Source organism: Streptosporangium sp. NPDC000095 (genome assembly GCF_042899335.1).
Taxonomy (GTDB): domain Bacteria; phylum Actinomycetota; class Actinomycetes; order Streptosporangiales; family Streptosporangiaceae; genus Streptosporangium.
In genome coordinates this window covers 67,798-91,978 of sequence record NZ_JBIAZS010000003.1, presented here as the reverse complement: position 1 = coordinate 91,978, position 24,181 = coordinate 67,798, and the positions used below count along the sequence as shown (strand labels likewise).

The following is a 24,181-nucleotide window of genomic DNA, read 5'->3' as shown; positions in this document are numbered from 1 at the left end:
CTGGAACCCACTCGTGTCCCGGCCGGTACGACCGGCCGGAACAGGGCTCCTTCGAGCTCGGGCCGGCGACGCCCGGCCCGGTCATGACCGTCACGACCGTCCTTCGCGGCGCGAGGGGCGCTCTGACGCCGATCTCGCCGACAGACCGGCCCGCCATTCCGGGCTCTCGCCGCGTACCGAGCACAGGGGGGTGCCACCGGGCAGGCGGTGCCGCGTCCTGGCCACCACCGCGTAGACCAGGTGTGCCGCCCAGGACACCGGAGGGACCGACATGAGCCTCCCGAGTACGCGCCATCCGCGCGAGCGCTGCCAGACGAGCAGCGCGGCGAAGGCCCGCGCGCCACCGGCCGGCGCCTTCCCCTGCTCGATCCACCAGGCGGCTCCGGCCACCTGTTCCGGCGAGAGCCCGTGATGTGCGAGGTCGAGGGCCTGCCAGGCGAAGGTGTCCGGCCAGTCGGGGAGCACACGGCGCAGGGTGCGCAGCGCGTTCGCGCAGAATCCGCAGTCGCCGTCGTAGACCAGGAAGCGCGCGGGCGTTCCCACCGGGATCACGGCCGCCCCTCGGGAGCCGGGCCCGCATGGGCCGGAGCGGGGACGGCGGGGACGGGAGACGTCCGCCCGGCCTCGTCCTCGGGGTCGGGGGCGGTGATCGCCTCCGGAGACGCGGCGCCGACCACCACCTCCTGCGGTGCGACCGACGCCTCCTGCGGTGCGGGAACGGCCGTCACCTCGTCAGGAACGGCGGAGGCGGCCCCCGAGGTCGCGTCCGTACGGCGCGTGAGGACCGGCCAGGTCGCCCGTACGCGGTCGAGCCGGGCGAGAACCCGCAGGCGGCTGGGCAGCCGGAACGGCACGTCGACCGGGCGCAAATGGAGCACCAGGCAGGCGAGCATCGCGAACATGAAGCTTCCGAGGCCCATGAGCACACCGATCGAGATGTGGAAGGCGACACCCGCGGCGAGCAGGTACGGCCGGACCGGTCGGCGAGCGATCATTCCGAGTGCGATCGCGAACTCGATGACGAGTGGCCCCCACGTCATCAGGGTGACGCCGATCGGGTTGACCAGGATCGGGGTGAGCAACGGCTTGATCCAGCTCGGCATGCCGAAGAACGGGTCGGTGAGCCAGTACCACAGTCCCGTGCCGTCGGCCCACTCCGCGTGGCTCAGCTTGGCCACCGACGCCTGGAAGTAGAGTCCCGCGACCTGCAGGCGGATCACGAAGAAGGTCGTCCAGGCGAAGAACGACAGGACCGGGCGTCCGCTCACGTCGGCGGGCGGGCCCCAGTGCCACCTGCGCCCGTCCATCAGCGCGACGGGAAGCAGCAGCAGGGTGACGACCGCGCTGATCTGGTCGCCCCCGTCGGGGATGGTGGCCGACGCCATCAGGCTCACCGTGACCCACCAGTGCCCCAGGGCGGTGAACCTCGGACGCCAGCCGATGACCACGAGCAGCAGCAGGCCGACCGAGAGGAAGCGGGCGATCTCCAGTTGGTCGCTCGGGACCACGCAGAAGACGCTGACCTGGGCGATGCCCGAGCAGTTGGGGAAGTCGGGCATTCCCTGCGCGGGGCGGAAGAGCGAGGTGCTGTGACTGAACAGCAGTGTGCCCAGCGTGCCGAGCGCCATCAGGGTACGGGCCAGGCCGTAGACGTTCGTCCACGGCGAGACCCGCGCGAGGCGCGCGACGGCGAGACCGGCTCTGGTCAGCATGTGACCTCCAATCGGGCGACCGTGGCGGGCATGGCCGTGTCGCTCCCGGCCCACGCCCACGGCAGCGGCTCGCGCTGGACCAGGCCCACCGAACCGCAGTGGATGGGGTTGGGCGCGATGTTGCTTATCGTCACGGCGCTGGTGGCTCGGTCGAGGCATGAGGCGACGTCGCCGCCGTCACACGCCGTCCATCCGTCGGCGGGAACCGAGGTCTGCATGATGCCGAGTTCCAGCCCCTGGGCCCGGGAGCGCCGGTTGAAGCCCAGCACGTTGCGCGGTTCCGAGTGCGGGCCGAGTCGCGCGTCCTGCCAGCCGCCGGTGTTCGCGGGCTGCCACACGCCGATCTGCGGTTCGCGCGGCGACTTGGTGAAGAACGCCCACCCCTGCGGGGTGAGGGTGGTGATGGTCAGCCTCAGCTGCTCCTGCCCGGGAAGCGAGATGGCGTTGCTCGGCAGCTGGGTGTGCACCACGTAGAAGATCACTGATCCCCAGAAGGCGACAATGCCGACGAGCGCCCACCCGAGGCGCCTGGCCGTGGCGGTTTCGGTCAACGGAATCTCCGTGGATTCTCAAGGCCCGGTTCCGCGCCGGACGCGGCGCGGAACCGGGCGTGGGGGCCGGAGATCAGGCGGCGAGCCGCTTGGCGACGAGGTCGACGAAACGCTCGCGGTCGAGCCTGGCCAGGTCCTTGCTCACCAGGGACTCGGTCCAGTTCTCGATCTCGTAGACATTGGACTCGCGGACGGCGTTGGCCATCTTGTACACGTTGACGATCTCGTAGACGTTGCCGAGATAGACCATGTACACGAAGAACGCCAGGCCGGCCGCCTGGTCGACGGCCGTGGAGTCGGCCTTGAAGCCGAACCGTTCGGCCAGCACGTCGCGGGTGAGGTTCTGCGCCCTGGTGAAGGCCCGGTCGATCCTGACCCGGTCGCCGCTGGTCATCTCCCTGCCGAACGATTCGAGGAACGCCGGGTCCTTCTTCGAGATCGCCGCCACCACCGCGGAGGCGAACTCCTCCTGCTTCTCCGTCACCCCACCGGCCGGACGCACGATCTCGGGGAACCTCTCGGCCACCGGCCCGATCCCCAGGATCAGACCCCGATAGACACTCTCACCGTCATACGCCGAAACCACGGCCCCAGCACCGGCCACGACCGCACCGGCACTGGCACCGGCCGCGTGCACCGGCACCACCACCGCACCGGCCACCAACCCCGCGGCCAACGCCGCCAGAACCGTCTTCGATACCCGCATCGAACTCCTTCCACGAACGTGAGACGGCGCCCGGAATCCCGATGTGAGCTCGTTGGCCGGCGACAGGAGCCTTTTCCTACGGTCCGCGACATTCCGGCGCAAAAGAGGTTGGATTCCGGCCATTGTCTCCACGGACTTTTCGCCGCTTCGACGGAGGGTGTCACAGGCGATTTGGCGTGCGCTTGGAACGGCGCCGCCCTCGCCAGTGAATCACTTGGAACCCAGCCCAGCCCGGTCGGACCAGCCCGAACCACACCGGCCCGCTCCGGTCCGCGGCTCGGCGGGTTTCCATGCCGTCGTCGACGACGGTGTCCGTTTCGGATTCTTCTCGACCGGGAAAAGGCCCCGCGCGGGCGGCCGTTCCGGATGGTCGCTCAGCTGCGACCTCGGGAAAGACCGCGACACCGCGTCAGGATGTCGTCACACTGAGGTGTGACAAAGTCGGTTGATTGTGGCAGCACACGAAGCCCTTGAACCCGATTTACGTCATATACAGCCTAATTCCGCATTAAAACAGCATTTACGGCGCACTTTGCCCCCGCTGGAACCTGCGGAGCCCGGCTGACATCCAACCCCGTACGACTGACGTCCTTTTACCGGAAGTGAGCCGTACATCCCCCAGGTTGATGACATATGAGGTGTCGTGACTATGGCGTCGAATGTAACGCGGTTATACCAGGCGGTGCTGCGCGACCCGGTCGCCCCGATCTCGATCCGGCTGCGCCGCACCTTCTCGGAGTGGGTCGAGCAGAAGGGGTTCCCGCCCCCGGGTGCCGCGCGGGCGATGGTCGAGGCCGAGGCCGGCCGGGCACGGCTCACGATGGAACGGCGCGGCGACTGCGGCCGGTACACGCTGGACGAGCCGTACGGGAAAGGGCACCTGAAGACCAGGGTGACCTACACCGAGTCGGTCGCGGGCATGACCGGCTGGGTCATCGTCACCGTGGACCGGCACGAGGGACACGACCCGGAAGGGCACCGGCCGGCGCCGTACCAGAACGGAAAGCACGAAACGGAACGACACCAACCGGTGTCTCAGCAGAATGGAAAACCAGAAAAAGGACGACATGCACCAGGGTCGTACCGGAACGGAAAGCACGAGCCGGGGCGAGCGGAAAGGCGAGAACCGCCCACAGCGAGCGCGCCCGGGTTCCTCCCCGCATACCTGCGCACCGCGCGGATCAGCGACGGCGGCATCCACCTGGAGGACGGCCCGCTGGTTCTCCACGAGGATGACCTGGACCGGTTCGTCCCGGTGATGACCGAGCCTCTCCGGAGGGTGCCGATCCTCGTCCTCTCCGTGGATCCGCAGAACCCGGAGGGCGTGCGGACCCATGCCGACTATCTGGCCGGTGCGGTCACCGGTGCGAGCCTGGTCGTACGGCTCGCCGACCTGCGCACCCAGAACCGGTTCAACAAGGCGATGGGCAAGGAGCTGGGGGTGTTCGGCGGCGGGATCCGCACCTATCTCGCCCCCTTCGACCCCGCCGGGGAGCCCTACCCCCGCAGGCATCCGCCGATGGGCGCCGCCATGATCCGGGAACAGGGTGTCGCCGCCCTAGACCTGATCGCCACCGGAGCGGTCGGTGCGACCGTCCATCGCGAGCTTCCCGACGACGTCCGGCGGACGCTCGGCGTCGTCTACCGCGTGCTCGCCGGACGCGCCGAACTGAGTGAGATCTCCGAGGCCGCCGCGCCCCGGCCCGCCAAGACCGATGCCGCTCGTGAGGAGCTACGGCGGCGGATGATGGCGATGACCCGGCGTCCCGCGCCCGTCGTGCTCCCCGCTCCCACCACCCCCGCCTCGGTCACCGGGACCGCCGAGGACTCCGAACCCGCTCCCGGCTCGGAGGAACCCACCGCCACCCTGGAACCCGTAAAGCCCACGGAGACAGGAACGACCACCTCGGCGGGCGTCCCGGCGTCGAGTACGGAGGAGATCGCCCAGGTGGTCGCGGACATGGTGGTCAAGGAACTGCGCGGGGAGCTGGAGACGGCACTGGGGCTCGCCACGTCGTCACAGGCCGCCGGCGGTGATTCCGACGGTGACTCCGAGCGGGTGCTGCGCGAGATCCGCACGCTCGGCGCGCACCTTTCCGGCCTGCGCGACATCGTCGCGGAACAGCGTGACATCGTCGCCGGGCGGCATGGCGACCTCACGCACCTCCGGAGCGACGGCACGGGAGGGCATGGCGATGTCGTCGAATCCCGGGGGCACGGCAACGGACGTCACATCGACGGATCCGTCACGGAGGAGGGGAGCGAGCGGTCGGCCACGCGGACCAGGAGCCTGCGCGAGGAGCATCGGCTGCTCACCGAGGAGTACGCCGAGGCCGTCACGAACGCGAGGAAGCTCACCGAGCGGGTCCGCTGGCTGGAGGCGAGGCTCGCGGAGGCGGGCCAGCCCGTGTACGGCGTGAACGAGGAGGTGCCCGTCTTCGAACCCGCCAGCCTGATCGAGGTCCTGATCGAGGCCCGCCAGAGCCTGCGCCACATCGTCGTCGGCGACACCGACGGTCCCGCCGCCCGACTGGACCTGGACCATCCGGCCCAGTCGCGGACCTGGGCGGCGAAGGCCTGGGACTCCCTGCGCGCCCTGGAGGACTTCGCGAGGGCCCGGTCCGGAGGGGAGTTCGCGGGCGGCTTCTACGACTGGTGCGCCCAGGGCTCCCCCGGGCGCCGCACCATCCCCACCGGGATGCTGTCCATGCGCGAGTCGAAGAGCGTGGTCACCCGCGCCAAGTTCAGCGATCGCCGGACCTTCGCCGTCCCGCCCGAGGTGAGCCCCGGCGGGCAGGTCCTGATGGAGTCCCACGTCAAGCTGCGGCCGGTGGGCTATCCCGCGCCCCGGATGTACTTCCACGACGACTCCGGCGGCGCCACCGGCAAGATCTGGATCGGCTACCTGGGCGGGCACCTCCCCAACACCCGTACCAACTGACCGCCCCGTGGCCTTCGAGGGGTCGTGGACTCCCGGACGAGCGCTCCCGCGGCCGTGGAACCGATCAGCCGCGGGAGGTTATCTGCTGCACGGCCCAGCCGTTGCCGTCCGGGTCCTTGAAGAAGACGAATCCCACGTTGTTCAGGTCGTCGCCCTCACGGCTCGGGCGGGCGCCCGACGGGCCCAGCACCTGGACCTCGCTCACCTCCACACCTCGCTCGACGAGGTGCGCGCGGGCCGCGTGGACGTCGGAGACCACCAGTTGCGGCCCCTGGAGCGAGCCCGGCTCCATGGCGACGAACCCCTTCCCCAGGACGATCGAGCAACCGGATCCCGGAGGGGTGAGCTGGACGAACTGGGGGCCGCCGTCGATCCGGGTGTCGTGGTCCACCGTGAAGCCGAGCTTCTCCGCGTAGAAGTCCTTGGCACGGTCGATGTCACTGACCGGGACCACGACCACTTCCAGGGTCCAGTTCACGAGTTCGCTCCTTCTGTCGGCGGCCCCTGCTGCGAAGGGGGCCGGTCGGCTCACAGCGGCGACGGCACGACCGGCCCCGTCACCGCGACCTCGCCCGCCTCCTCAGACCGGCGAGTCCCGCGAACGTGGGTCGAGCCGGTCGGCGTCCACCATTCGACAACCTGTTCGATTTATGGTCATTCGGCTTTCTACAGGCCCGCGTGGCGGCTGTCAACCGCCGCCGACCTCGGAGCCCACGCCGGGAACGCCCGCTCAGGTGTCCGCGCCGATCACCCGCGCGGCGGCGAGGTAGGCGGCGAGCAGGCTCTCGGCGACCGCCGTCACGGTCTCGTCTCCCGGCAGGAAGTACGGGCTGTGCAGCCCCGAGGTCGTGTCGGTGCCCACGAACAGCATCAGCGACGGCACGACCGACGCGAAGTGGGCGAAGTCGTCGGCGCCGCAGGAGCGCAGCGTCGCGGGCATGTGGTGGGCCACCTCGACGAGGATGCGGCCGGTCTCCTCGGCGAGCCGGGCGTGGTTGACGAGCACCGGCTCCCCGTTCGCGATCCGTACCTCCGCCTCGCAGCCGTGGACGCGGGCGACCCCCTCGACGACCTCGCGGAAGCGGTGGTGCAGCTGCCGGCGCCAGGGCTCCGACATCGTACGGAGGGTGCCGCGCGCCGCGGCCTGTCCCGGGATCGCGTTGGGGGCGTTGCCCGCCGACACGGTCCCGAAGGTGACCACGGTCGGCGTCATCGGGTCGGCGTCGCGGCTCACGAGCTGCTGCGCGGCCACGATGATCTGGGCGAGCGCGAGAACCGGATCACTGGACAGGTGAGGGTAGGCCGCGTGCCCGCCCTGCCCGCGGACGACGACGGCGAACTCGTCGGAGGAGGCGTTGACCGCGCCGGGGGTGCAGGCCGTCTCACCCGCGCCGAGCACCGGCTGGACGTGTGCCGCGATCATCGCGCCGACCTGGTTCCTGCGCAGCGCGCCCGACTCGACGATGTCCCTGGCACCGGAGGGAGGGGTCTCCTCACGCGGCTGCAGCACCGCGACCATCGGCGCCGGCGCCCGTACCCGGTCGACCGCCCTGGTCAGCGCGACCAGGGCCGCGAGGTGCACGTCGTGGCCGCAGGCGTGCATCGCGCCGTTGCGCGAGGCCCAGGGAACGTTCGTCTCCTCGGGGATCGGCAGGGCGTCCAGCTCTCCGCGTACCCCGACGGCGAGCCCTTCGCCGCCGACCCGCAGGAGCGCGCCGGTCACGGCCACCCGCTCCATCGCGTTGCCCTCGGGCAGCGCGTCCAGCACACGCTTGAGGGTCGGCTCCTCCTTTCCCGAGACGCAGGGCTCGGCATGCAGTTCTCGCCGTAGCTGGAAGGCGGCGGGCAGTTCGGCGTGCAGGGCGGCGCGGAGCCGCTCACGAACCTCGTTCATCGCCCCTCCCCGGACCGGGGTGCGTCGTGGCCGACCCTCACGCGCCCTCCTGTGCGAGCGCGCGGACGTGGGTGCCGATCATGGATCTCCCTCTGCTGTGCGTGGTGCCGTTCTCATGGTGCATGGGTGAGGCGGGGCCGTTCCCAAGGAAATGTCATGCCCGAATATCCCCGCCGGCTCACCCGCCGATCGGCCGCTCCACCTCACCGGGCGCCTCGCCCGTCGCCGTGCCCGCTACTGTGCCCGCGTTCCTCCCCCGGACGGCGTACGCGAGGGTGAGGGCGACGACGGTGATCGGGAAGACGGCGGCGACGAGGATGCCGGTGCGCAGACCGGAGCCGCCGTCGTCGGGGAGCGCGGCCGACAGGGTGGCGAGAAACCCGCCGGCGGCGGCGGAGGCGTCCGCGGCGGCCCCGGCGATCCAGGGGCCGGCCGCGCCACCGGCGTCCCCGAAGACGGCGAGCACGCCGAACATCGCCGCGCCGCCGAGGGGGAAGCGGGCCGCGGCGAGGCTGAAGGTACCCGGCCACAGGAGGCTGACGGCGAGGCCGCACACCGCGCAGCCGATGAGGCTGACCACCGGGTTGGAGGACAGGCAGACGACGAGATAGCAGACGGTCGCCAGCGCGCCGCACGAGGCCATAGCGGGCACCAGCGGGATCTTCTCACCCCACAGGCCGTAGACGATGCGGCCGATGCCCATCAGGACCGCGAACAGGCACGGACCCGCCAGGTCGCCCCACACCTTGGAGACTCCCAGCCCCTCCTCGGCGAAGAGGGAGGACCACTGCGACATGGTCAGCTCGGCCGCGCCCGCGCTGAGCATCAGCACGAGGGCGGCGGCGAAGGCGGGAGCCCCGAAGAGCGCCCGCAGGGAGGTGCGGTGCTCGTCGGGCACGGTCGCGGGCAGCGGCACCCTCAGGAACGCCACCATGTTGACCAGCGGGACCAGCGCCCAGGCGACGGGCAGGACCTGCCAGGCGTCCTGGCCGATCCAGGCCAGCAGCAGCGTGCTGCCCGCCACCACCGCGACCTGTCCCCAGCAGTAGAAGGAGTGCAGCAGGCTCATCGCCGCGGCCTTGCCCTCCTGCGGGCTGGGCAGCGCGTCCACGACCGGGCTGACGAGCACCTCCAGCAGGCCGCCGCCGACGGCGTAGACGACGATCGCGACGCACAGTCCCAGGTACGGGGAGGGCGACACGGCCGGGGCCACCGCGAGCAGCATCAGTCCCAGCGCCGACAGGACGTGGGCCAGCACCAGCGGGACGCGGTAACCGGTCCGGTCCACGAACTTCACGGCCACGATGTCGGTGACCAGCTGGGTGGCGAAGTTGAGCAGCACCAGGCGCCCGAGCATCTCCAGCGGCAACTGGTAGCGGGTCTGGAACACGATGAACAGCAGGGGGGCCAGGTTGTTGACGATGGCCTGGGTGACATATCCGGTGTAGCAGGCGCGGCGGGTGTGGTCGTACGTCGTCATGGGTGATGCGTTTCTCTCCCTGGGGGGCCGATCGCCCTGGGGGGCGATCGTCCGCACACTACGGGGCGCGCCGACACCGCGGGACACCCACCCCCGGCGCGCGAAAACACCAGGTCATCGGGAGGGTCGGACAGCCGTGCGACCTTGGGCGGCGGATCTCACACCTGGCGGACGGCTGTCTTGGGCCGCGGGCCTCTCACCCCCGGCGGACGATCGTGCTCCTGGGCCGCGCGTTCCCCGGGCGGCCGGGCGGTTCGGGGCGCGTGGCGCCTACTTGAGCTGCAGGACCGGGGCGACGGCGGAATGCGAGCGGGGGGAGGCGGGCAGGCCGAGCACGAACCAGACGATCTTTCCTCCGGTGGCGGGATGGGCGACGCCCCAGTCGTCGGCGAGGGAGTCGACGATCTGGAGGCCCCGGCCGCTGGTGGCGTCCATGTCGCGGGCACACATGCGGGGAACTCCCGCCCCGGGGTCGAAGAGCTCACCGCGGACGAGGTTCTCGCCGCCTCGGATGCGCAGCGCGCACGCGGCGCCGCCGTACCTGACGGCGTTGGTGACCAGCTCGCTCACGATCAGCATGCAGTCGTCTATGAGATCGTCAGCGCCCCACAGGGAGAGCTCCCGGCGAACCAGCGAGCGGGCGTCGCGCACGCTCGCGGGGACGGCGGGCAGCAGGCACTCGCCTACGTACTCGTGGGCGACCTCGAGGGCCGCCGCGGATGAGTTGTGCTGGAGAGACACTGCGCCTCCTTCTGATGGGAGCGCTCCCATGACAAATGTAGAACATCCGGTCACGTCTGGGAATTGATTCCCTCCTAATTGTTTCTATTAGATGTCGTAAGAGTGACGATAAGTCAGTGCGTTTCGTGACGTTTGGGGAGGATGGGGCCACAGACCCCAGCAGGAGTCATCACCACCCCTTACCGGACACCACGCCACACCACCTGGGCGGGTTCCCCTCCGTCCGTGAACCCGCCCGCGCCCCGCCCCTCCCTCCGTGAATCCGTCCGTGAACCCGTCCGTGCCCTTGTCCCCCGCCCTCCCGGACCAACGCGCCTGGAAGGGCCGCGACCACGTCAGCGCAGCTGGGGAAGGACCTTCGCGCCGAACGCGTCGATGAAGGGGGCCTGCTCCTGGCCCACATGGTGCAGATAGATCTCCTCGAAGCCCAGGTCGGCGTACTCGTTGATCCTGGCGGCGTGCCAGCCCAGGTCGGACGAGACGTTGACGACCTCGGCGATCTGCTCGGACGAGACGTCCGCGGAGACCACGTCGAAGAGTTCGGGGGTGTCGAGATCCCAGCTGACCGGCGGGGAGAAGACATTGCTTCGCCACTGGTGGTGGGCGATGGCCATCGCCTCGTCGTCACTCTCGGCCCAGCTGAGGTGAACCTGGAGCGCCACCTTCCCCTTACCTCCGGCGTCCCGGTAGGCGCCGATGACCTCGCGCAGGTGGTCGACCGGTCCTCCCACGGTGATCAGGCCGTCGGCCCACTCCGCGCACCAGCGGGCCGTGTCGACGCTCACCGCCGCGCCGACCAGCTTCGGCGGGACCTCGGGCCGGGTCCACAACCGGGCGCGGTCGACGGTCACCAGGCCGTCGTGGCTCACCTCCTCCCCCGCCAGCATCGCCCTGATGATGTCGACACACTCCCGCAGACGCCGCGTGCGAAGCTCCTTGCGCGGCCAGCGGTCACCGGTGATGTGCTCGTTGCTCGCCTCGCCCGTGCCGAGGGCGGCCCAGAAGCGCTCGGGGAACATCGCCCCGAGGGTGCCGATCGCCTGGGCGATGATCGCGGGGTGGTAGCGCTGGCCGGGGGCGTTCACAACGCCGAACGGCAGGTTCGTGGCCTGGAGCGCCGCGCCCAGCCAGGACCAGGCGAACCCCGACTGCCCCTGTCGCTCGCTCCACGGGGAGAAGTGGTCCGACGACATCGCCGCCCCGAACCCCGCCTGCTCGGCCTGGGTGACGGCTTTCAGAAGCTCTGCCGGGTGGATCTGCTCGTGTGAGGAATGGAAGCCATAAGTCGTCATCGCCTCCGGCTACCCGGGAGAAGGCCGTCCATTCGGGCACACGCCCCCGACCTGGCCGTACGGATGAGCCTCTCACGTGAGCGGCCGGGCCGGATCCTGACGGGTGACCGGCTCGGACGGATGGCAGGGCCGAAGCCGTACCGATGAACAGGCCGGAGGCGTACGGGGGAACGGGCCGGACGGGAAGCGCGGTACCGCCCGAGGTCACGGACGGTACCGCGCTCGGCCTCACCCGGACATCACCCGGGCCTCAGAAGGCCGACGTGTAGGTGACGAACGAGAGCCGGTCGACGCGGGTGGCCGCGTCGTAGCAGGCGACGTTGCGCACGATGGCATTGCCGGCGTTGGTGTTCCACAGGCTCTGCAGGTTGCAGAACTCGGGGCCCGGCCCGTACGCGGTGACCTGGACCTGGTCCTGCAGGAGCCCGACCTTCGGGAAGGTGACCAGACGCAGACCGAGTCCCGCGCTCTGGATCGTGTTCGTGGCCCCCTGGGAGTTGTAGTTCAGACCCGCGGGCGTCGGCGCGTACGGGCCGGGGTTGGCCGGGTTGGTGTCGAAGGTGTAGGCGAAGTTCTTCGGCGGGATCGCCGCACCGGTGATGGCGCGCTCACGCTGGTAGGTGAGGGTCCATCCGGTGTTGAGCGGCACGTTCGTCGCGTTGTGGCAGCGCACCTGGACCGCCTGCGCGCCCACGCCCGGAGACCAGGCGCCGACCTTGCAGCGGGCGGGCTGGTTGGGGTTCACCGCGGTGACCTGGAGGTTTCCCGCGGCACTCGCCGAGCCGAGGCCCGGCAGGGTGACCGTCCAGACGCCCACCCCACCGGGGACGGCGGTGTTCACGCCCCCGGCCGAGTTGAACTGGTCGGCGATGCCAGCACCGTTGTGGTGCACGTAACCGAACGCCTGCGGTGCGGGCAGGGTGCCGGTGCTCTGCTCGAAGACGATGCTGTACGGGGTGAAGACCTGAGCCCCTCCGTACCGGTAGCACTGCACCGCCACCAGCAGGTCGGATCCCGAGGGGCCCCATTTCTGCACCTGGCACCAGTAGGCGTTCTGGGAGATCGCCGTGACGTGGACGACGCCGCCGTTGATCGCGAGCTGCGGGAACCTCACGTACGTCTGCCCGACCACGCCAGGGGTGACGGTGACGTTGAAGCCCGGCGCCCAGCTGCCCGCCTGGTGGTTGATGTCGGGGACGCCGGAGGTCACGTCGACCACCGCGAAACCCCACCGGTTGGGAACGGCGGCCTGCGCGCCCGTTGCCGCCGCGGTGACGCTCGCGGCAAGCATCGCGATGACACACAGGATTTGAATCATGACTCTTCGTAACTGCGGCATGCCGTACTCCATCGGCTTGGGGGGTTGGGCGATCGGACGCGACCGAGGAACCAGCGAAGTGAGCGGAAATGTCTGGAATCACAGTTCGTCCTGAGCTCTTGATAACCCGCCCGTCCCCCCTTGAAAAGACCCAACCTGACGGGTGAGATGACTTCGTCTTCCCAGATCAGGTCAGGGTTCCGACCAGATGGCGGTCTTCTCCCCCAGAGATCACCCGGTCGTTCCTGCGAGTACCGTATGAACAACGCACAGCCGATCCGCCAGGATCCCTAGACGGGGTGTGAGACCGTGCCGGAGCTCGAACCGAACGTTCCGCGTGTCATGTGGCAGTTACTTGAGCCCCTGCACGCCGTCACCTACTTCGCCCCCGAGGCGTTGGCGGCGTCCGACGCGGTCGGCATGCGCGGTTTCTGGATGGGTTACTTCGCGTCCAGGGCGGCGCCCCTCGGGCCGGTCGGTCCCGGCGTCGTCACGGCGGCCTTCCACGGTTTCCCCCCGGCGAGGGTCGCCAGGGCGCTCCCCGACGCGTGGACGTTCGCGACCCCCGGCGACGTGCTGCGCGCCAGGCTCGACGGGGCGGGAGCGGCGCTGCGGAACGTGCTCACCGACAAGGTGATCGGATCGGACGACATGCGCGCGGCGGCCGACCTCGCCTGGGAGGCCGCGCGGCTCGCCGACACCGCCGGCCGGGTGCTCGGCGCGGCCAACCAGGCGCTGCCCGCGCCCGACGAGCCGCACCTGCTGCTCTGGCAGGCCGCGACCACGCTGCGCGAGCACCGGGGCGACGGGCACGTGGCCGCCCTCGTCGCCCACGGCGTCTCCCCCGTCCAGGCCCATCTGCTCAAGGTCGCGGCGGGTGAGACGGATCTGGAGCAGCTGCGCCTGGGACGGCACTGGGACGACGAGGAGTGGGAGGCCGGTGCCGCCGCCCTGCGCGAGCGCGGATGGGTCGACGACTCCGGCGTCCTGACGGCCGAGGGCGCGCGGGAGCGCGGACGGATCGAGCGGCTCACCGACGAGGCGGCCGCCACCCCGTGGCGTGCCCTGGGAGACGAGCGCACCTCCGAGCTCGCCCTGCTGCTCCACCCGCTGACCACGGCCGTCCTGGAGTCGGGCGTCATTCCGCCCTCGAACGCGATCGGCCTGCCGCGCTCACTCGCGGCAGGCGAGGACGGCCGGGGGCTCACGCTCCCGGCCGTCCCTTCGCGGATCGGCTGAGGGGGATCAGCCGAACGGCAGCCGTACGAAGGACCGGTTACCGACACCGAGGCTGACGGTGTTGGTGCCGATGGCGTTCCAGACCTCGACCCTCACCCGGCCGTTCGACAGGTTGCCGAGCGTGCCCGAGGAGGACTGCGGGCCGCCCCCCTGCGTGTAGTGCTCCCAGCCGGTCACCGGGTCGGTCGCGAAGTAGGCGTAGGTCTCCACCCTGTCCCAGCTCCCGTCGCCGGTCAGGTCGTAGGAGACCCTGACCTGGGTGCCGTTCGCGACCGCGGTGCCCGAGTCCAGGAAGAGGTCGAACGCGGTGGTGCCGCCGTTGCGGTTGGCGGTGAGCCCGGTCGCCGTGAAGACCTGGGCGTTGGTCGGGACGCCGTCGTGGTTGCCGTTCGCGGCGGCCAGCGTGACGCTGCCCGCCGTACCGGTCGTGCCCGTCAGCCCTCCGCCGCTCTGCAGGTAGCGCGTCGCGGCGAAGACACCCGGGGTCGGGGTGGGGGTCGGCGTCGGGGTGGGGGTCGGCGTGGGGGTCGGGTCGGGGTTCGTGGTGCCGCCCCCCGCGTTGCCGCCGCTCCAGGTGAAGGCGCCGGAGGTGGCCGTCTTGCCCGCCGGGACGTTGAGCACGGTGCCGTTGGAGAAGGTCACCGTGAGCGGGCTCCCGGTGATGTTGGACGCGACGTAGGTGCGTGCCCCGTTCTTGCTGAACACCTTCGCCAGCGGGTGGTTCGCGGTGACGGAGTTGTCCACCGTGCCGAGGGCGGCCAGGTTGCGGATCCAGTGGAAGGTGTGCGCCCTGCTCTCCCCCTCCTCCGGGGTGTAGCCTCCGGCGGCGCGCAGGTTCGCCAGGGCCGCGTCACCGTTGCCCAGCGCCTGGAACTGCCAGATGATGTCCTGCCACACCGTGGGCGGCCCGCCGTTGTTGCGTACCAGTTCGGCGTAGTTGGTGTTCACGTAGGCGGGGTTGTCGCCCAGGTAGAAGTGCCCGCCGGTGATCGGGAGCATGTTGATGCCCTGGATCATCTCCGGTTCGGCGCTGAACCAGGTGGCGTACGCGCCGCCGCTGCCCCAGACCATGCCGACCGTGCTGTGGCCGAAGGCGGCGGGGAAGTTCTGGTCGCGCACGTCGAACCAGTACTCCTGGATCGCCGCGGCCTGGGTCGTGTAGATGAAGATGCCCGCGTCGCGGACGGCGGTGTTGCCGGTGGCCTGTCCCCACTGGATGAGGGCGTTGGCGAAGTTCTGGCCCTCCGACGACGACTCCTGGTTGTTGCCCGAACCGAACGCGCCGTGACCCGACGCCCAGTCGTGGCCCGCGTAGATGTCGAAGTCGCGCAGGTACGGGAAGCGGGTGTCGGACCGGTCGTAGTTGTTGGCGTCGCGGATCAGCAGGTCCACCATGCCGCCGTACTGGCTCGCCTTCGCCCAGTTGGGGTCGAACTTGGCGAGGGTCGCGGCGGCGGCGATGTAGTAGCCGTAGTGGAAGTGGTGGTCGTTGAGCTCCAGGTCGGAGCCGTAGGAGGCCGGGTAGCCGAGCAGGGTCCCCCAGTTCTGGTTGTAGTAGAAGACCCTGGTCGTCTTGCCCGGTGAGGCGGTGAACCAGTCGTTGAGGCGGGTGCGGATCGCGTTCAGCGCGGCGGTGCGCACCGACGTCAGGTTGAGCTGGTCGGCGATCTCCGCGATGCGGGCGGCCCGGCCCAGGCCCTTGCCCGTCCAGTAGGTGTCGTCGCCCCGGATGTCCATCGGGTTGCCGAGTTCGGCGTTGAGCTGGTTGGTGACCGTGGTGAGGTCCGCCCCCGAGCTGTCGGCCACCGCGGGGACCTCGGGCAGGACGCCGGTGTACTTCATCGTCGTCCTGAACTGCGTACCGGTGACGATCTTCATCTGCCCGCGCGCCGACACGTACGTCTGCGCCAGCGGCGTCGAGCCGGTCAGGTAGTTCCACTGGTGCGGGTAGAGCGCGATGACCGTGCCGGTCTGGCTGCCCTGCCTCGCCGTGGTGGTGAAGGCGTACGTCGTGGTCAGCGTGCTCGCGGACTGGTTGTAGGCGTACGAGACACGGGTGCCGGTGACGTGCGCGTGCGCGTACTGGCCGTAGGTGCTCGCCAGCGCCGCGCGGTCGCCGCCCGCGGGGAGCGCCGCAACGGAGAAGAAGTCCTTGCCCGCGAGGGAGGAGCTGATCGTGGTGCCGCTCACCGACCAGGTCGCTCCGGTCGGCGCGTAGGCGACGTAGTCACGGCCGCCGACGGTGAAGCCGATGGTGGCGCCGCTGTTGGACCACACCGTGGGGGTGCCCGCGGCGGTGATCTGCGCGTTGCCGCCGGTGATCTGGAAGTACGCGAACGGCAGGCCGTGGCCGATGGTGGCCTTCATCGTCCGGCCCCCGCCGCTCCAGTACGGGGTGACGGTCCAGTCGCTCCAGCCGTCGACCTTGACGTCCGGCGAGTTCAGGCCCGCGACGCCGACGCGGATGTTCTCGACGTATGGGTAGTGGTACTCGCCGACGCCGGTCGCGGTGCCGCTGATGGCGGGGGTGGTGTTGTAGGAGAAGCCGAGCCCGTTGCCGAAGGTGTCGTACGAGATCGGGTGCGCGTGGAGCGGCTCACCGTACGCGCAGTCGGTCTTCTTGTAGAGGATCGACGACCACCAGTCGTTGGTGGGCACGGCCCCCGCGGGGGCGTTGGACGTCACCCACTGGCGGGGGTTGGTGGAGATGGAGCCGCAGCCGGTCGGCAGCGAGCGTCCTGCGGGGAGGGTGTCTGCGTAGCTGCCGGCGCCGACCGTGGCGGCCTCGGCGGAGCGGGCGGCGCCGAGGCCGAGCAGCCCGGCCACCATCGCGACGACCACACCGGCGGCGAGGCGGCGACGGCGGGTCCTGAGGCGGGCCGCCGACCGGGCGAGTCGTCCTTCGCGGGGGTGCGCACTGTCCGGACCCGTGGTCCGGATCGAGGGATCCATAGGGGGTGCCTCCGGGGAGAGGAATCGGGCTCTGAAGCTGACCGATACGAGAGAGCGCTCTCTCACCGAAAAGTAACGGGATGCGTCACGTCAGTCAATGTTTCACGTTGGTAACGAGTAGGTAAAGGACGGAGGTGCAGGCGGGAGGGCGTAAGCCCAGAAAAATAGGGCGTTCTACCGCGCGGTGCCATCATTTCGTCCGCCCACCTATCACATCGCCCGCCTGGCCGACGATCAAGAAATGGCCCTACCCTGATCTGAGAGCGCTCTCATAGTCGGTCGACGTTCAACGCCGGTCGACCTCTTGACGGCGCCCGCTCCCTCCCGGCCGGGCCCCGAGGGCACCCCTCCCCGTTCACCGTCGACCACCCCCTCGACGGCGTGAACCCCCACCTGAAACACCTCCTCGGCGGCGCGAACCCTTCACCCGGAACGCCCTCCCCCCACGCCCGCACATGCCCGATCACCAGGGCGGACGCAACTGGCGAGACGGCGACAAAAACAGGGCTGGACACTGAGAGTGATGAAGAATTACTCTCTGTGAACACACAGGCACCCTCTGCCACAGGAGACATCATGCGAAGCAGGAAGCTCATGACCGCCGTGCTGAGCGCCGCCGCCGTCGCGGGTCTGACCACGATGACCGCCGCCGCTCCGGCCACGGCCTCCGTGCCCACCGTCCCCGATGCTCCCGCCACCGCCGCCTTCACCGGCTACCAGATCGTCAAGCTGCCGAACGCCAACGTGCCCAACTTCCAGCGCCGCGTGGTCTACTGCCCCGGCGGGAAGAAGGTCATCGGCGGCGGCGCCGAGGCGCAGGGCAACGGGGCCATCCTGGTGGGCTCCTTCCCCACCGACGATGGCAACGGCTGGATCGGGCTCGGTCGCCAGATCGGCTACAACGACGTGGGCATCAGCGTCTACGCGATCTGTGCCAACGTCAGCTGATCACCGCTCCGCGACACCTGCCGTCCCCCCCCTGGCCCCCTGCGACACCTTCCCCCTGCGACACAGCACCCGGGCCACCACGGTGACCACCGTCCTCGCCGTCACCACCACCCCGCCCATCTCCCCCCGGTGATCGCCGTCCCCAGCGATCACCACCGTCTGATCACCTTCCCCTGATCAGCGTCCCCAGGGAAACACCGGCTCCGGCCAGACCATAAAAGGTCCGACCGGAGCCGTTCCGCACGTTCCCCCAAACCGCCCCGCGAAGAACCCCGCCCCAAGGGTCGCCCTGGCTCCGAACCAGTAGAGATTCAGCGCGCCGAACCGGATCCCGAACGGCTGGACACCCGCATTGCCAAGCAACTGAGCGAGACCCTCGATCAGCCGGTAATCCGTCCAGTTGTGGACAGCTCACTCCAGTAAGGAAACAGCAAGGAGGAGCAAGGTTAGCCTGGTGAATCATCATCGCGGGCAGCACGCAGGGTCTGTTGGCGGAGCAGCGTTCCCTGTTCAGTCCCGATTTCGAAACGGTTCAGATCAAGCCGTCGGAAACCCGGTTCCAGCGCATGAGAGTGCTGATCACTGTCAAGGCCGCCCCCAACCCCTCAGAGAGCTACGGGGAGACCGTGTGCGTAGCCGCGCTACGGCTCGACCTTGACCAACCGGGATGGGTACGGCTCTACCCAATCAACTTCCGCGAACTGGATGGTAATAGCCAATTCCGAAAATATGATGTCGTCACTCTGGAGGCCAAACCTACTTCGAACGATCCACGGGCGGAGAGTTGGCGACCACGGTCCGACAGCTTCGTCGTAGAGAAGCATCTCGATGGCTGGTCAAAACGGATGCCGTACCTCGATGACTACATTGAGGGATCTATGTGCGACCTCATCGCCGCTGTCCGTCGACACCCTGCGGCCCGGTCGCTGGCAGCCATACGGCCCGAGGAGATCCTTGCCCTGGATGTCGAACCCCACCCGGGTTGGACGCCCGCGGAGCGACAGAAGATAGACCGGTACGTTCAGCAACTCGGTCTTTTCGACTCCGTACCCCGCACCGCGCTTCAAGCTCCCCGCTTCAAGGCCTGGTACCGCTACCGCTGTCATTCGGCTGCCTGCAACACACACCGTCAGGGGATCTACGACTGGGAACTGGTCGCTCTCCAACGCACCGTGAACGCCCGCGACGACATCGGGGTAAAACGGGCCATTCGTGAGAAGTTTTGGGATCTGATGTGCGCCTCGGATCGAGACACCGTCTTCTACGTCGGTAACCAACAAGCCCATCCGCAGAGCTTCATAATTCTGGGAGTCGCTTATCCCCAGCGGCTCAAACCGACACCGCGTGGCTGAACCGTTCACGGACGGCTTCCAGGACGAGGTCGCGATGACAGCGATGCTCGTCGGCTTCAAAACACATGATCGCCACCATCTGTCGTCGAGCGGCTTCCGCGATCCGGTCCAGGCATTCACGTGCGTCGGCATCCATGAGCTGTCCCACGTAAACACCCCGAGCCGCCCCCAGCTCGGCCGGGCTGCCGCTGAACCCTGCCCTGTTCCATTTGGGATTGCCGAGCACTCGCATATGTTCGTAGGCGACTCCCGTATCGGCGAGCGCGGCGGCCAAGGCGGTCTTGCTGAATCCGCGCTTCCGGGAGATCGGGTTCAGCCGGACGTCGATCAGCAAGGTGACGTTTTCGCGGTGAAGCCGTTGGATGAACCCTTCGAGGTCACATCCCTCGTATCCGATCCCGGTCAACCGTGCGTACTGTCCGATCGTAAGCATGATCTGCACCCTCTCACGCCCAGTCGTAACCGTCACACAGATCTCGTAAGACCTCGGCATCCACTCCCACGGCAGGCAGTGGTACTCACAACTGCCATGTGTCGTCGCACTCAATGTGTGGTCGGTCAGGTCACGGCCGTCTCCTGAGCCGGGTCGTCAGGAGACGGCTGTCGGCCGCGTTCGCTCAGGAGCGCGAGAGCACCTCGTCGAGCTTGGCGGCGAACTCCTCGTGCAGGCTGCCGAAGGCCCCGTGGTCACCGGGGAACATCACGTGCGTCCCCCCGATCTGCTCGGCGACGACGAAGGAGGCCCGGTAAGGTGGCTGCCCCTCCGAGGCTTCGCCCGCCACCATCACGACGCGTGCCGAGGAGGCCCGCAGCGCGTCGGCGTCGGGGACGTATCTCACGAACGGCGGCACCTCGTAGCCGATGAAGAACTCCATGTTCTTCTCCATCCGCGCCATCGTCTCCGCCGCCTCGGGAGTGGGCTCCTCCTGCTCTCCCTGGGTGGCCGCCTCCTCGTGCTCCCTGCCGGTCCTGTCGAACCCGGTGGCGAAGGCCTGCATCGCGGCTCCGGTCCCCTCCTTGGCGAACGCCTCCTCCACGTCCCGGATGACATCGCGCCAGCGGTCGCGGTCGGGCAGCAGCTCGAACAGCGGCGGCTCGTGGGAGACGAGGGTGCGCACCTGCTCGGGGTGGCGGGTGGCCAGCTCCAGGCCGATGATCGCGCCGGAGCTGTTGCCGAAGACGTACGCGGGCTCGTCGGCGGTGACGCCCACCTCCACCAGCAGGCGGTGCGCGTCGTCGGCGTGCGTCTCGATGCTCTGCGACTCGGGCGGCCCGTCCAGCGGGCTGCGCGAGTTGCCGCGCCGGTCGTAGGTCACCACCGTGTAGCGGTCGGCGAGCCGCTGGGCCAGACCCGCGTATCCGGCGGCGTCGTAAACCCCGCCGCAGATCAGCAGCAGGGTCGGCCCCGAGCCGCGGATCTCGTAGTGAAGGGTCGCGCCGGGAACCTTCAGGGTGTTCGTCTTGACGGGCTGCATGGTCGCTTCTCCTCGAAAGTCGTCGGCCGTCTCGCTTCTCTGATCACAGAGAATCGGAGCCACGGATGCGTTCTCGACATCCCCACCCGCACAGTCGCAGCGAAAGAGCGTCTCCTCCTGTGGCGGGCCACCCCGGGTCGGCGGTGCGTGCCGGACCGCACCACCGCCACCGTCCTGCCCACTTCCCCTCAGGGGGGACACCACGCGTCGTCGCGGTGGCCGACATGTCGGCCACCGCGACGACGCGTGCGTAGTAGTGCGGTTCCACACGCCTAATGATGCCAGTGGGCACCGACAGTTTCCGGCCGAACACAGTGCCCCTCGCCCGTCTCGCGGGCCGGGCGCGCACCGGCGGTACACCGGAGTTCACCGCGCGGGCCGGACGAACGCACCGCCCAGGAATCCATCCCATGAGCCGAACGGCACACGGCTCCGTTTTCACCACGTGGGCCGAGCGGAGGTGTGCGCTCAGCGGGTCAGGGTGGTCTCTTTCCGCTCGGCGTCCCACCGCGAGTCCTCGTCCCGGTCGAGCAGTGCCCGTACCTCGTCGGCCTCCGGCATGTCCCGCCGCACGAAGATCTCCAGCGCCTCGGTCAGGCAGGCCACTCCCCTTCCCGGTCGGCCGAGCCGGGAGAACGCCTCGCCGAGCGCGACGAGCGCCTTGCCCTGGATCCATTCGTCGCCCGCCTCCGCCATGAGGCCCAGCGAGTCCTCGGCACAGTCGACGGCGCGCTCCGGTTGCCCCAGGGCGAGGTGGGTCTCGGCCATCCGCAGCAGGGTCGCCCCCTCACGGACGCGCTGCTTGAGCCTCCGATACGCCTTGCGCGTCTCCCTGAGCCGAAGGAGCGCCTCCTCGGGACGCCCGGCGTCGCACAGCACGACGGCCGACCGGTACATGACGTCGGGATCCGTCCCACCGCCCGACTCGCGGACGGTGCGGTCGGCCAGTTCCACCACCTCCACCGCCTCGTCGATCCTGTCGACCGACGCGAGGGCGAGCGCCATGTCGCCCAGGCCGGCCGCCTCACCGCTTCGGTCGCCGAGCCCGCGCCAGATCTCGACCGCGTCGGCGTACAGCGCGATCGCCTCGGTCGTCGATCCGCGACGGGACAGGACCGTGGCCAGCAGGTTGAGGCTGTCCGCGTACCGTGCCCGGTCGCCCTCGGCGAGGCTGAGGTCCCTCGCGGCGACGCAGTCCTCGGTCGCCGCGTCGAGGAGCCACCGGTTCGCCCAGAACCCTCCGCGCACGCACCGGGCGTGCGCTTCGGCGCGACGTTCCCCGCGGGCCGCCGCCGCCTCGACGAGGGCTCCGGCCGCCCGCTCGTAGCGCTCGGGGGTCACGTCGGTCTCCAGTACGTCGGACGCCATGTCGAGCAGCCGTATCGCGTCGGAGAGGGCGCTTCCCCCCTCCTGGGCGATCTGGTGTACGCAGCTGATCACCCCCTGTTCCTCGTCCTCGGCCCAGGTCACCGCGGCCTCCTCGTCCGCGAAGGACGGTCCCGCACCGGCCGGTCGGCCCGGGTCGGACACCGGGGCACCCGGATAGGTGAGGCGGTGGGCCGCGGTCATGCCCGCGAGGTAGTGGCCGAGCAGCCTGTCCAGCGCGGCTCGCCGCACGTCCTCGTCGTCCGGTCGTGACCGGGCGAAGATCTTGAGAAGGTCGTGGTAGCGATAGCGGCCGGGAGAGGGCGACTCCAGCATGCTCACGTCCACCAGCGCCTCGCACACCTCCTCCGCGTCCTGCTCGTCCAGACCGAGTACGGCCGCCGCCGAACCCAGTGAGAAGTCGGACGCGTCGGGGACGGCGAGCAGCCGGAACGCCGAGGCGTGCGCGGCGTCGAGCTGGTCGTAGCCGAGGGCGAACGTCGCCTCGACGGCCAGGTCGTCCACGCGCAGTTCGGCGAGGCGCCGGCGCTCGTCGGCCATCCGGTCGCGCATCCTGGCCACACTCCAGGTGGGCCGCGCCGCGAGCCGTGCGGCCACGATCCTGATCGCGAGGGGCAGGTGCCCGCACGCCCCGATCAGGTCCGCCGCGGCCTCGCGCTCGGCGGCCACCCGCGTCTCCCCCACGATCGTGGCGAGCAGCACCGTCGCCTCGTCGTGGGACATCACGCTCAGGTCGACCTGGCGTACGCCGGACAGTCCGATCATCTTCGCGCGGCTCGTCACCATCACCGCGCACCCGGCGGCGCCGGGGAGCAGCGGCCGTACCTGCGCGGCGTTCGCGGCGTTGTCCAGCACGACGAGTATCCGCCGGTCCGCCAGGATGGAGCGGTACATGGCCGCCCGCTCGCCCGGCTCCTCGGAGTCGGGCGGGACCTCGGCCCCGAGGGAGCGCAGGAACCGGGCGAGCACGGTCTCCGGCGTGAGCGGCCGCGTCCCGGAGCCCCCGAGGTTCACGAAGAGCTGACCGTCGGGATAGTCCGGCGCGAGCCGGTGGGCCACGTGGACGGCGAGGGTGGTCTTGCCCATGCCTCCGGCGCCCGACACGGCCGAGATCGCGAGTGCCGAGATGTGCCCCGACCTCAGGGCGGCCACCATCTCGTCGATCTCGGGCTCCCTGCCGGTGAAGTCGGCGGTGTCGGCGGGGAGCTGGCGGGGCACCTGCCTGGGGACCGGGCTCGTCGTCCTCGCCTGGCCGAGTGTGGGGTCCGCGGTGATGATCCGCTGGTAGAGCTCCGCCAGTTCGGGCGAGGGATCGATACCGAGGTCCTCGGCGAGCAGTTTCCTGGTGTCGGTGAACACGCCTATCGCCTCGGCCTGCCTTCCCGCGCGGTACAGCGCCAGCATCAGCAGCCCGCAGAACCGCTCCCTGGTCGGATGTTCCCCGCAGAGCGCGGTCAGCTCGGCGACGACCTCGGCGTGCCCGCCCTCCTCGACCTCCTGGGCGAGCCTGCGCTCCAGCACGGCGAGCCGCCGCTCCCCGAGCCGCGCCCGCTGCCCCTCGGCGTAGCCTCCCTCCAGCCCGGCAAGCGGCTCTCCTCGCCAGAGCGCCAGGGCCTCGCCGTATCTCCCCTCGTTGGCGAGCCTCTCCATCGTGACCAGGTCGCAGGCCCCTCCCGCGAGGGCGTATCCGCTGCCGATCGAGATGATCGCCTCGGCGCCGAGGGCGGAGCGCAGACGCGAGACGTACGTGCGCAACGTGCTCATCGCGGCGCGGGGACGCTCCTCGCCCCAGACGGCGTCGAGCAGGTGGTCGTGGCCGACGGCCCTGCCCTCGGCCAGGAGGAGGACGGCGAGGACCAGCCGCTGCTGGGGAGAACCGATCTCCACCTCCGCGCCGTCGCGCCAGACGCGTACCGGTCCCAGGATCGAGAACCGCAGCCCGGGATCACTCATCCGACAGCGCCGTCTTTCCCTTGTTCTCGAACGGTGCCGTGGAACCGATGCCGTTCTCCCGCGCCGGGGCGTCGCCCGGTCGGCTCGGGGCCGTTTCGCTCCGCTGTGCCGCACCGTGGCAGCTCGCCCCGATTCATCACGATGAAGCATCGTATGGCAGCACATCGACCTTTGCCGGGGAAACACCGTCGATCCGCTGCCGGATGGACGTGTCCGCTATAGGAGTTACAGCTGTCCAGAT

Annotated in this window: 19 protein-coding genes; 4 read left to right on the top strand and 15 right to left on the bottom strand. The window is 69.7% G+C overall.

The genetic code is table 11. From position 1 onward, the window contains the following. Positions 1-90: 90 nt before the first annotated feature. From ACFY3V_RS08730 to ACFY3V_RS08715, 4 genes are all read right to left on the bottom strand, one after another. Positions 91-552, bottom strand: a complete 462-nt coding sequence (locus ACFY3V_RS08730; protein WP_362901553.1) for a DUF393 domain-containing protein — start codon at positions 550-552, stop codon at positions 91-93. Beyond that, positions 549-1,712: a sporulation-delaying protein SdpB family protein gene (locus ACFY3V_RS08725; protein ID WP_389771438.1), complete on the bottom strand. Its 1,164-nt coding sequence runs from the start codon at positions 1,710-1,712 to the stop codon at positions 549-551. Before ACFY3V_RS08725 ends, ACFY3V_RS08730 begins: the two co-directional genes overlap by 4 nt. Further along, on the bottom strand, positions 1,706-2,263 hold the full coding sequence (locus ACFY3V_RS08720; protein WP_389771436.1) for an SdpA family antimicrobial peptide system protein: 558 nt from the start codon (positions 2,261-2,263) through the stop codon (positions 1,706-1,708). Before ACFY3V_RS08720 ends, ACFY3V_RS08725 begins: the two co-directional genes overlap by 7 nt. A gap of 73 nt (positions 2,264-2,336) precedes the next feature. After that, the gene (locus ACFY3V_RS08715) at positions 2,337-2,969 is read right to left on the bottom strand and encodes a hypothetical protein (protein WP_389771432.1); all 633 of its coding nucleotides are present in this window, start codon (positions 2,967-2,969) and stop codon (positions 2,337-2,339) included. A 649-nt stretch (positions 2,970-3,618) separates the two neighbouring features. Here ACFY3V_RS08715 and ACFY3V_RS08710 point away from each other — a divergent pair. Beyond that, positions 3,619-5,910 carry a hypothetical protein gene (locus ACFY3V_RS08710; RefSeq protein ID WP_389771429.1) on the top strand — a complete coding sequence of 764 codons (2,292 nt, stop codon included), beginning with the start codon at positions 3,619-3,621 and terminating at the stop codon, positions 5,908-5,910. 64 nt (positions 5,911-5,974) lie between these two features. Here ACFY3V_RS08710 and ACFY3V_RS08705 read toward each other — a convergent pair whose 3' ends face one another. The 6 genes from ACFY3V_RS08705 to ACFY3V_RS08680 form a co-directional block, all read right to left on the bottom strand. After that, entirely contained in the window at positions 5,975-6,388 is a 414-nt protein-coding gene (locus tag ACFY3V_RS08705) for a VOC family protein (RefSeq protein ID WP_350944954.1), read from the bottom strand. Between the two features lie 252 nt (positions 6,389-6,640). After that, on the bottom strand, positions 6,641-7,804 hold the full coding sequence (locus tag ACFY3V_RS08700) for a M20 family metallopeptidase (RefSeq protein ID WP_350944953.1): 1,164 nt from the start codon (positions 7,802-7,804) through the stop codon (positions 6,641-6,643). A gap of 178 nt (positions 7,805-7,982) precedes the next feature. Beyond that, complete coding sequence (locus ACFY3V_RS08695; RefSeq protein WP_362901542.1) at positions 7,983-9,284, bottom strand: MFS transporter; 1,302 nt, start codon at positions 9,282-9,284, stop codon at positions 7,983-7,985. A 270-nt stretch (positions 9,285-9,554) separates the two neighbouring features. Then, the gene (locus tag ACFY3V_RS08690; protein ID WP_350944949.1) at positions 9,555-10,025 is read right to left on the bottom strand and encodes an ATP-binding protein; all 471 of its coding nucleotides are present in this window, start codon (positions 10,023-10,025) and stop codon (positions 9,555-9,557) included. Positions 10,026-10,360: 335 nt separating this feature from the next. Then, on the bottom strand, positions 10,361-11,317 hold the full coding sequence (locus tag ACFY3V_RS08685; protein ID WP_362901539.1) for a TIGR03885 family FMN-dependent LLM class oxidoreductase: 957 nt from the start codon (positions 11,315-11,317) through the stop codon (positions 10,361-10,363). A gap of 250 nt (positions 11,318-11,567) precedes the next feature. Further along, entirely contained in the window at positions 11,568-12,635 is a 1,068-nt protein-coding gene (locus ACFY3V_RS08680; RefSeq protein ID WP_362901537.1) for a hypothetical protein, read from the bottom strand. Positions 12,636-12,977: 342 nt separating this feature from the next. Here ACFY3V_RS08680 and ACFY3V_RS08675 point away from each other — a divergent pair, with 342 nt between their 5' ends. Further along, positions 12,978-13,874 (top strand): hypothetical protein, encoded by an 897-nt coding sequence (locus ACFY3V_RS08675; protein ID WP_389771421.1) that lies wholly within the window; start codon positions 12,978-12,980, stop codon positions 13,872-13,874. A 6-nt stretch (positions 13,875-13,880) separates the two neighbouring features. Here ACFY3V_RS08675 and ACFY3V_RS08670 read toward each other — a convergent pair whose 3' ends face one another. Continuing rightward, entirely contained in the window at positions 13,881-16,826 is a 2,946-nt protein-coding gene (locus ACFY3V_RS08670) for a glycosyl hydrolase (RefSeq protein ID WP_389771418.1), read from the bottom strand. 576 nt (positions 16,827-17,402) lie between these two features. Here ACFY3V_RS08670 and ACFY3V_RS08665 point away from each other — a divergent pair. Beyond that, complete coding sequence (locus ACFY3V_RS08665; protein ID WP_389771416.1) at positions 17,403-17,774, top strand: hypothetical protein; 372 nt, start codon at positions 17,403-17,405, stop codon at positions 17,772-17,774. Here the strand turns inward: ACFY3V_RS08665 and ACFY3V_RS08660 are convergent, their stop codons facing one another. Next, on the bottom strand, positions 17,775-17,930 hold the full coding sequence (locus ACFY3V_RS08660) for a hypothetical protein (protein WP_389771413.1): 156 nt from the start codon (positions 17,928-17,930) through the stop codon (positions 17,775-17,777). It abuts the gene before it with no gap. A gap of 332 nt (positions 17,931-18,262) precedes the next feature. Here ACFY3V_RS08660 and ACFY3V_RS08655 point away from each other — a divergent pair, with 332 nt between their 5' ends. Beyond that, the gene (locus ACFY3V_RS08655) at positions 18,263-19,126 is read left to right on the top strand and encodes a hypothetical protein (protein WP_389771410.1); all 864 of its coding nucleotides are present in this window, start codon (positions 18,263-18,265) and stop codon (positions 19,124-19,126) included. On the opposite strand, the gene ACFY3V_RS08650 is transcribed toward ACFY3V_RS08655, so the two are convergent. The 3 genes from ACFY3V_RS08650 to ACFY3V_RS08640 form a co-directional block, all read right to left on the bottom strand. Next, positions 19,104-19,559 (bottom strand): DUF488 family protein, encoded by a 456-nt coding sequence (locus ACFY3V_RS08650; RefSeq protein ID WP_389771407.1) that lies wholly within the window; start codon positions 19,557-19,559, stop codon positions 19,104-19,106. The genes ACFY3V_RS08655 and ACFY3V_RS08650 overlap by 23 nt on opposite strands. 184 nt (positions 19,560-19,743) lie before the next feature. Beyond that, positions 19,744-20,601: an alpha/beta fold hydrolase gene (locus ACFY3V_RS08645; RefSeq protein ID WP_389771404.1), complete on the bottom strand. Its 858-nt coding sequence runs from the start codon at positions 20,599-20,601 to the stop codon at positions 19,744-19,746. A gap of 468 nt (positions 20,602-21,069) precedes the next feature. Next, positions 21,070-23,940, bottom strand: a complete 2,871-nt coding sequence (locus ACFY3V_RS08640; protein WP_389771401.1) for a BTAD domain-containing putative transcriptional regulator — start codon at positions 23,938-23,940, stop codon at positions 21,070-21,072. Positions 23,941-24,181 lie beyond the last annotated feature (241 nt).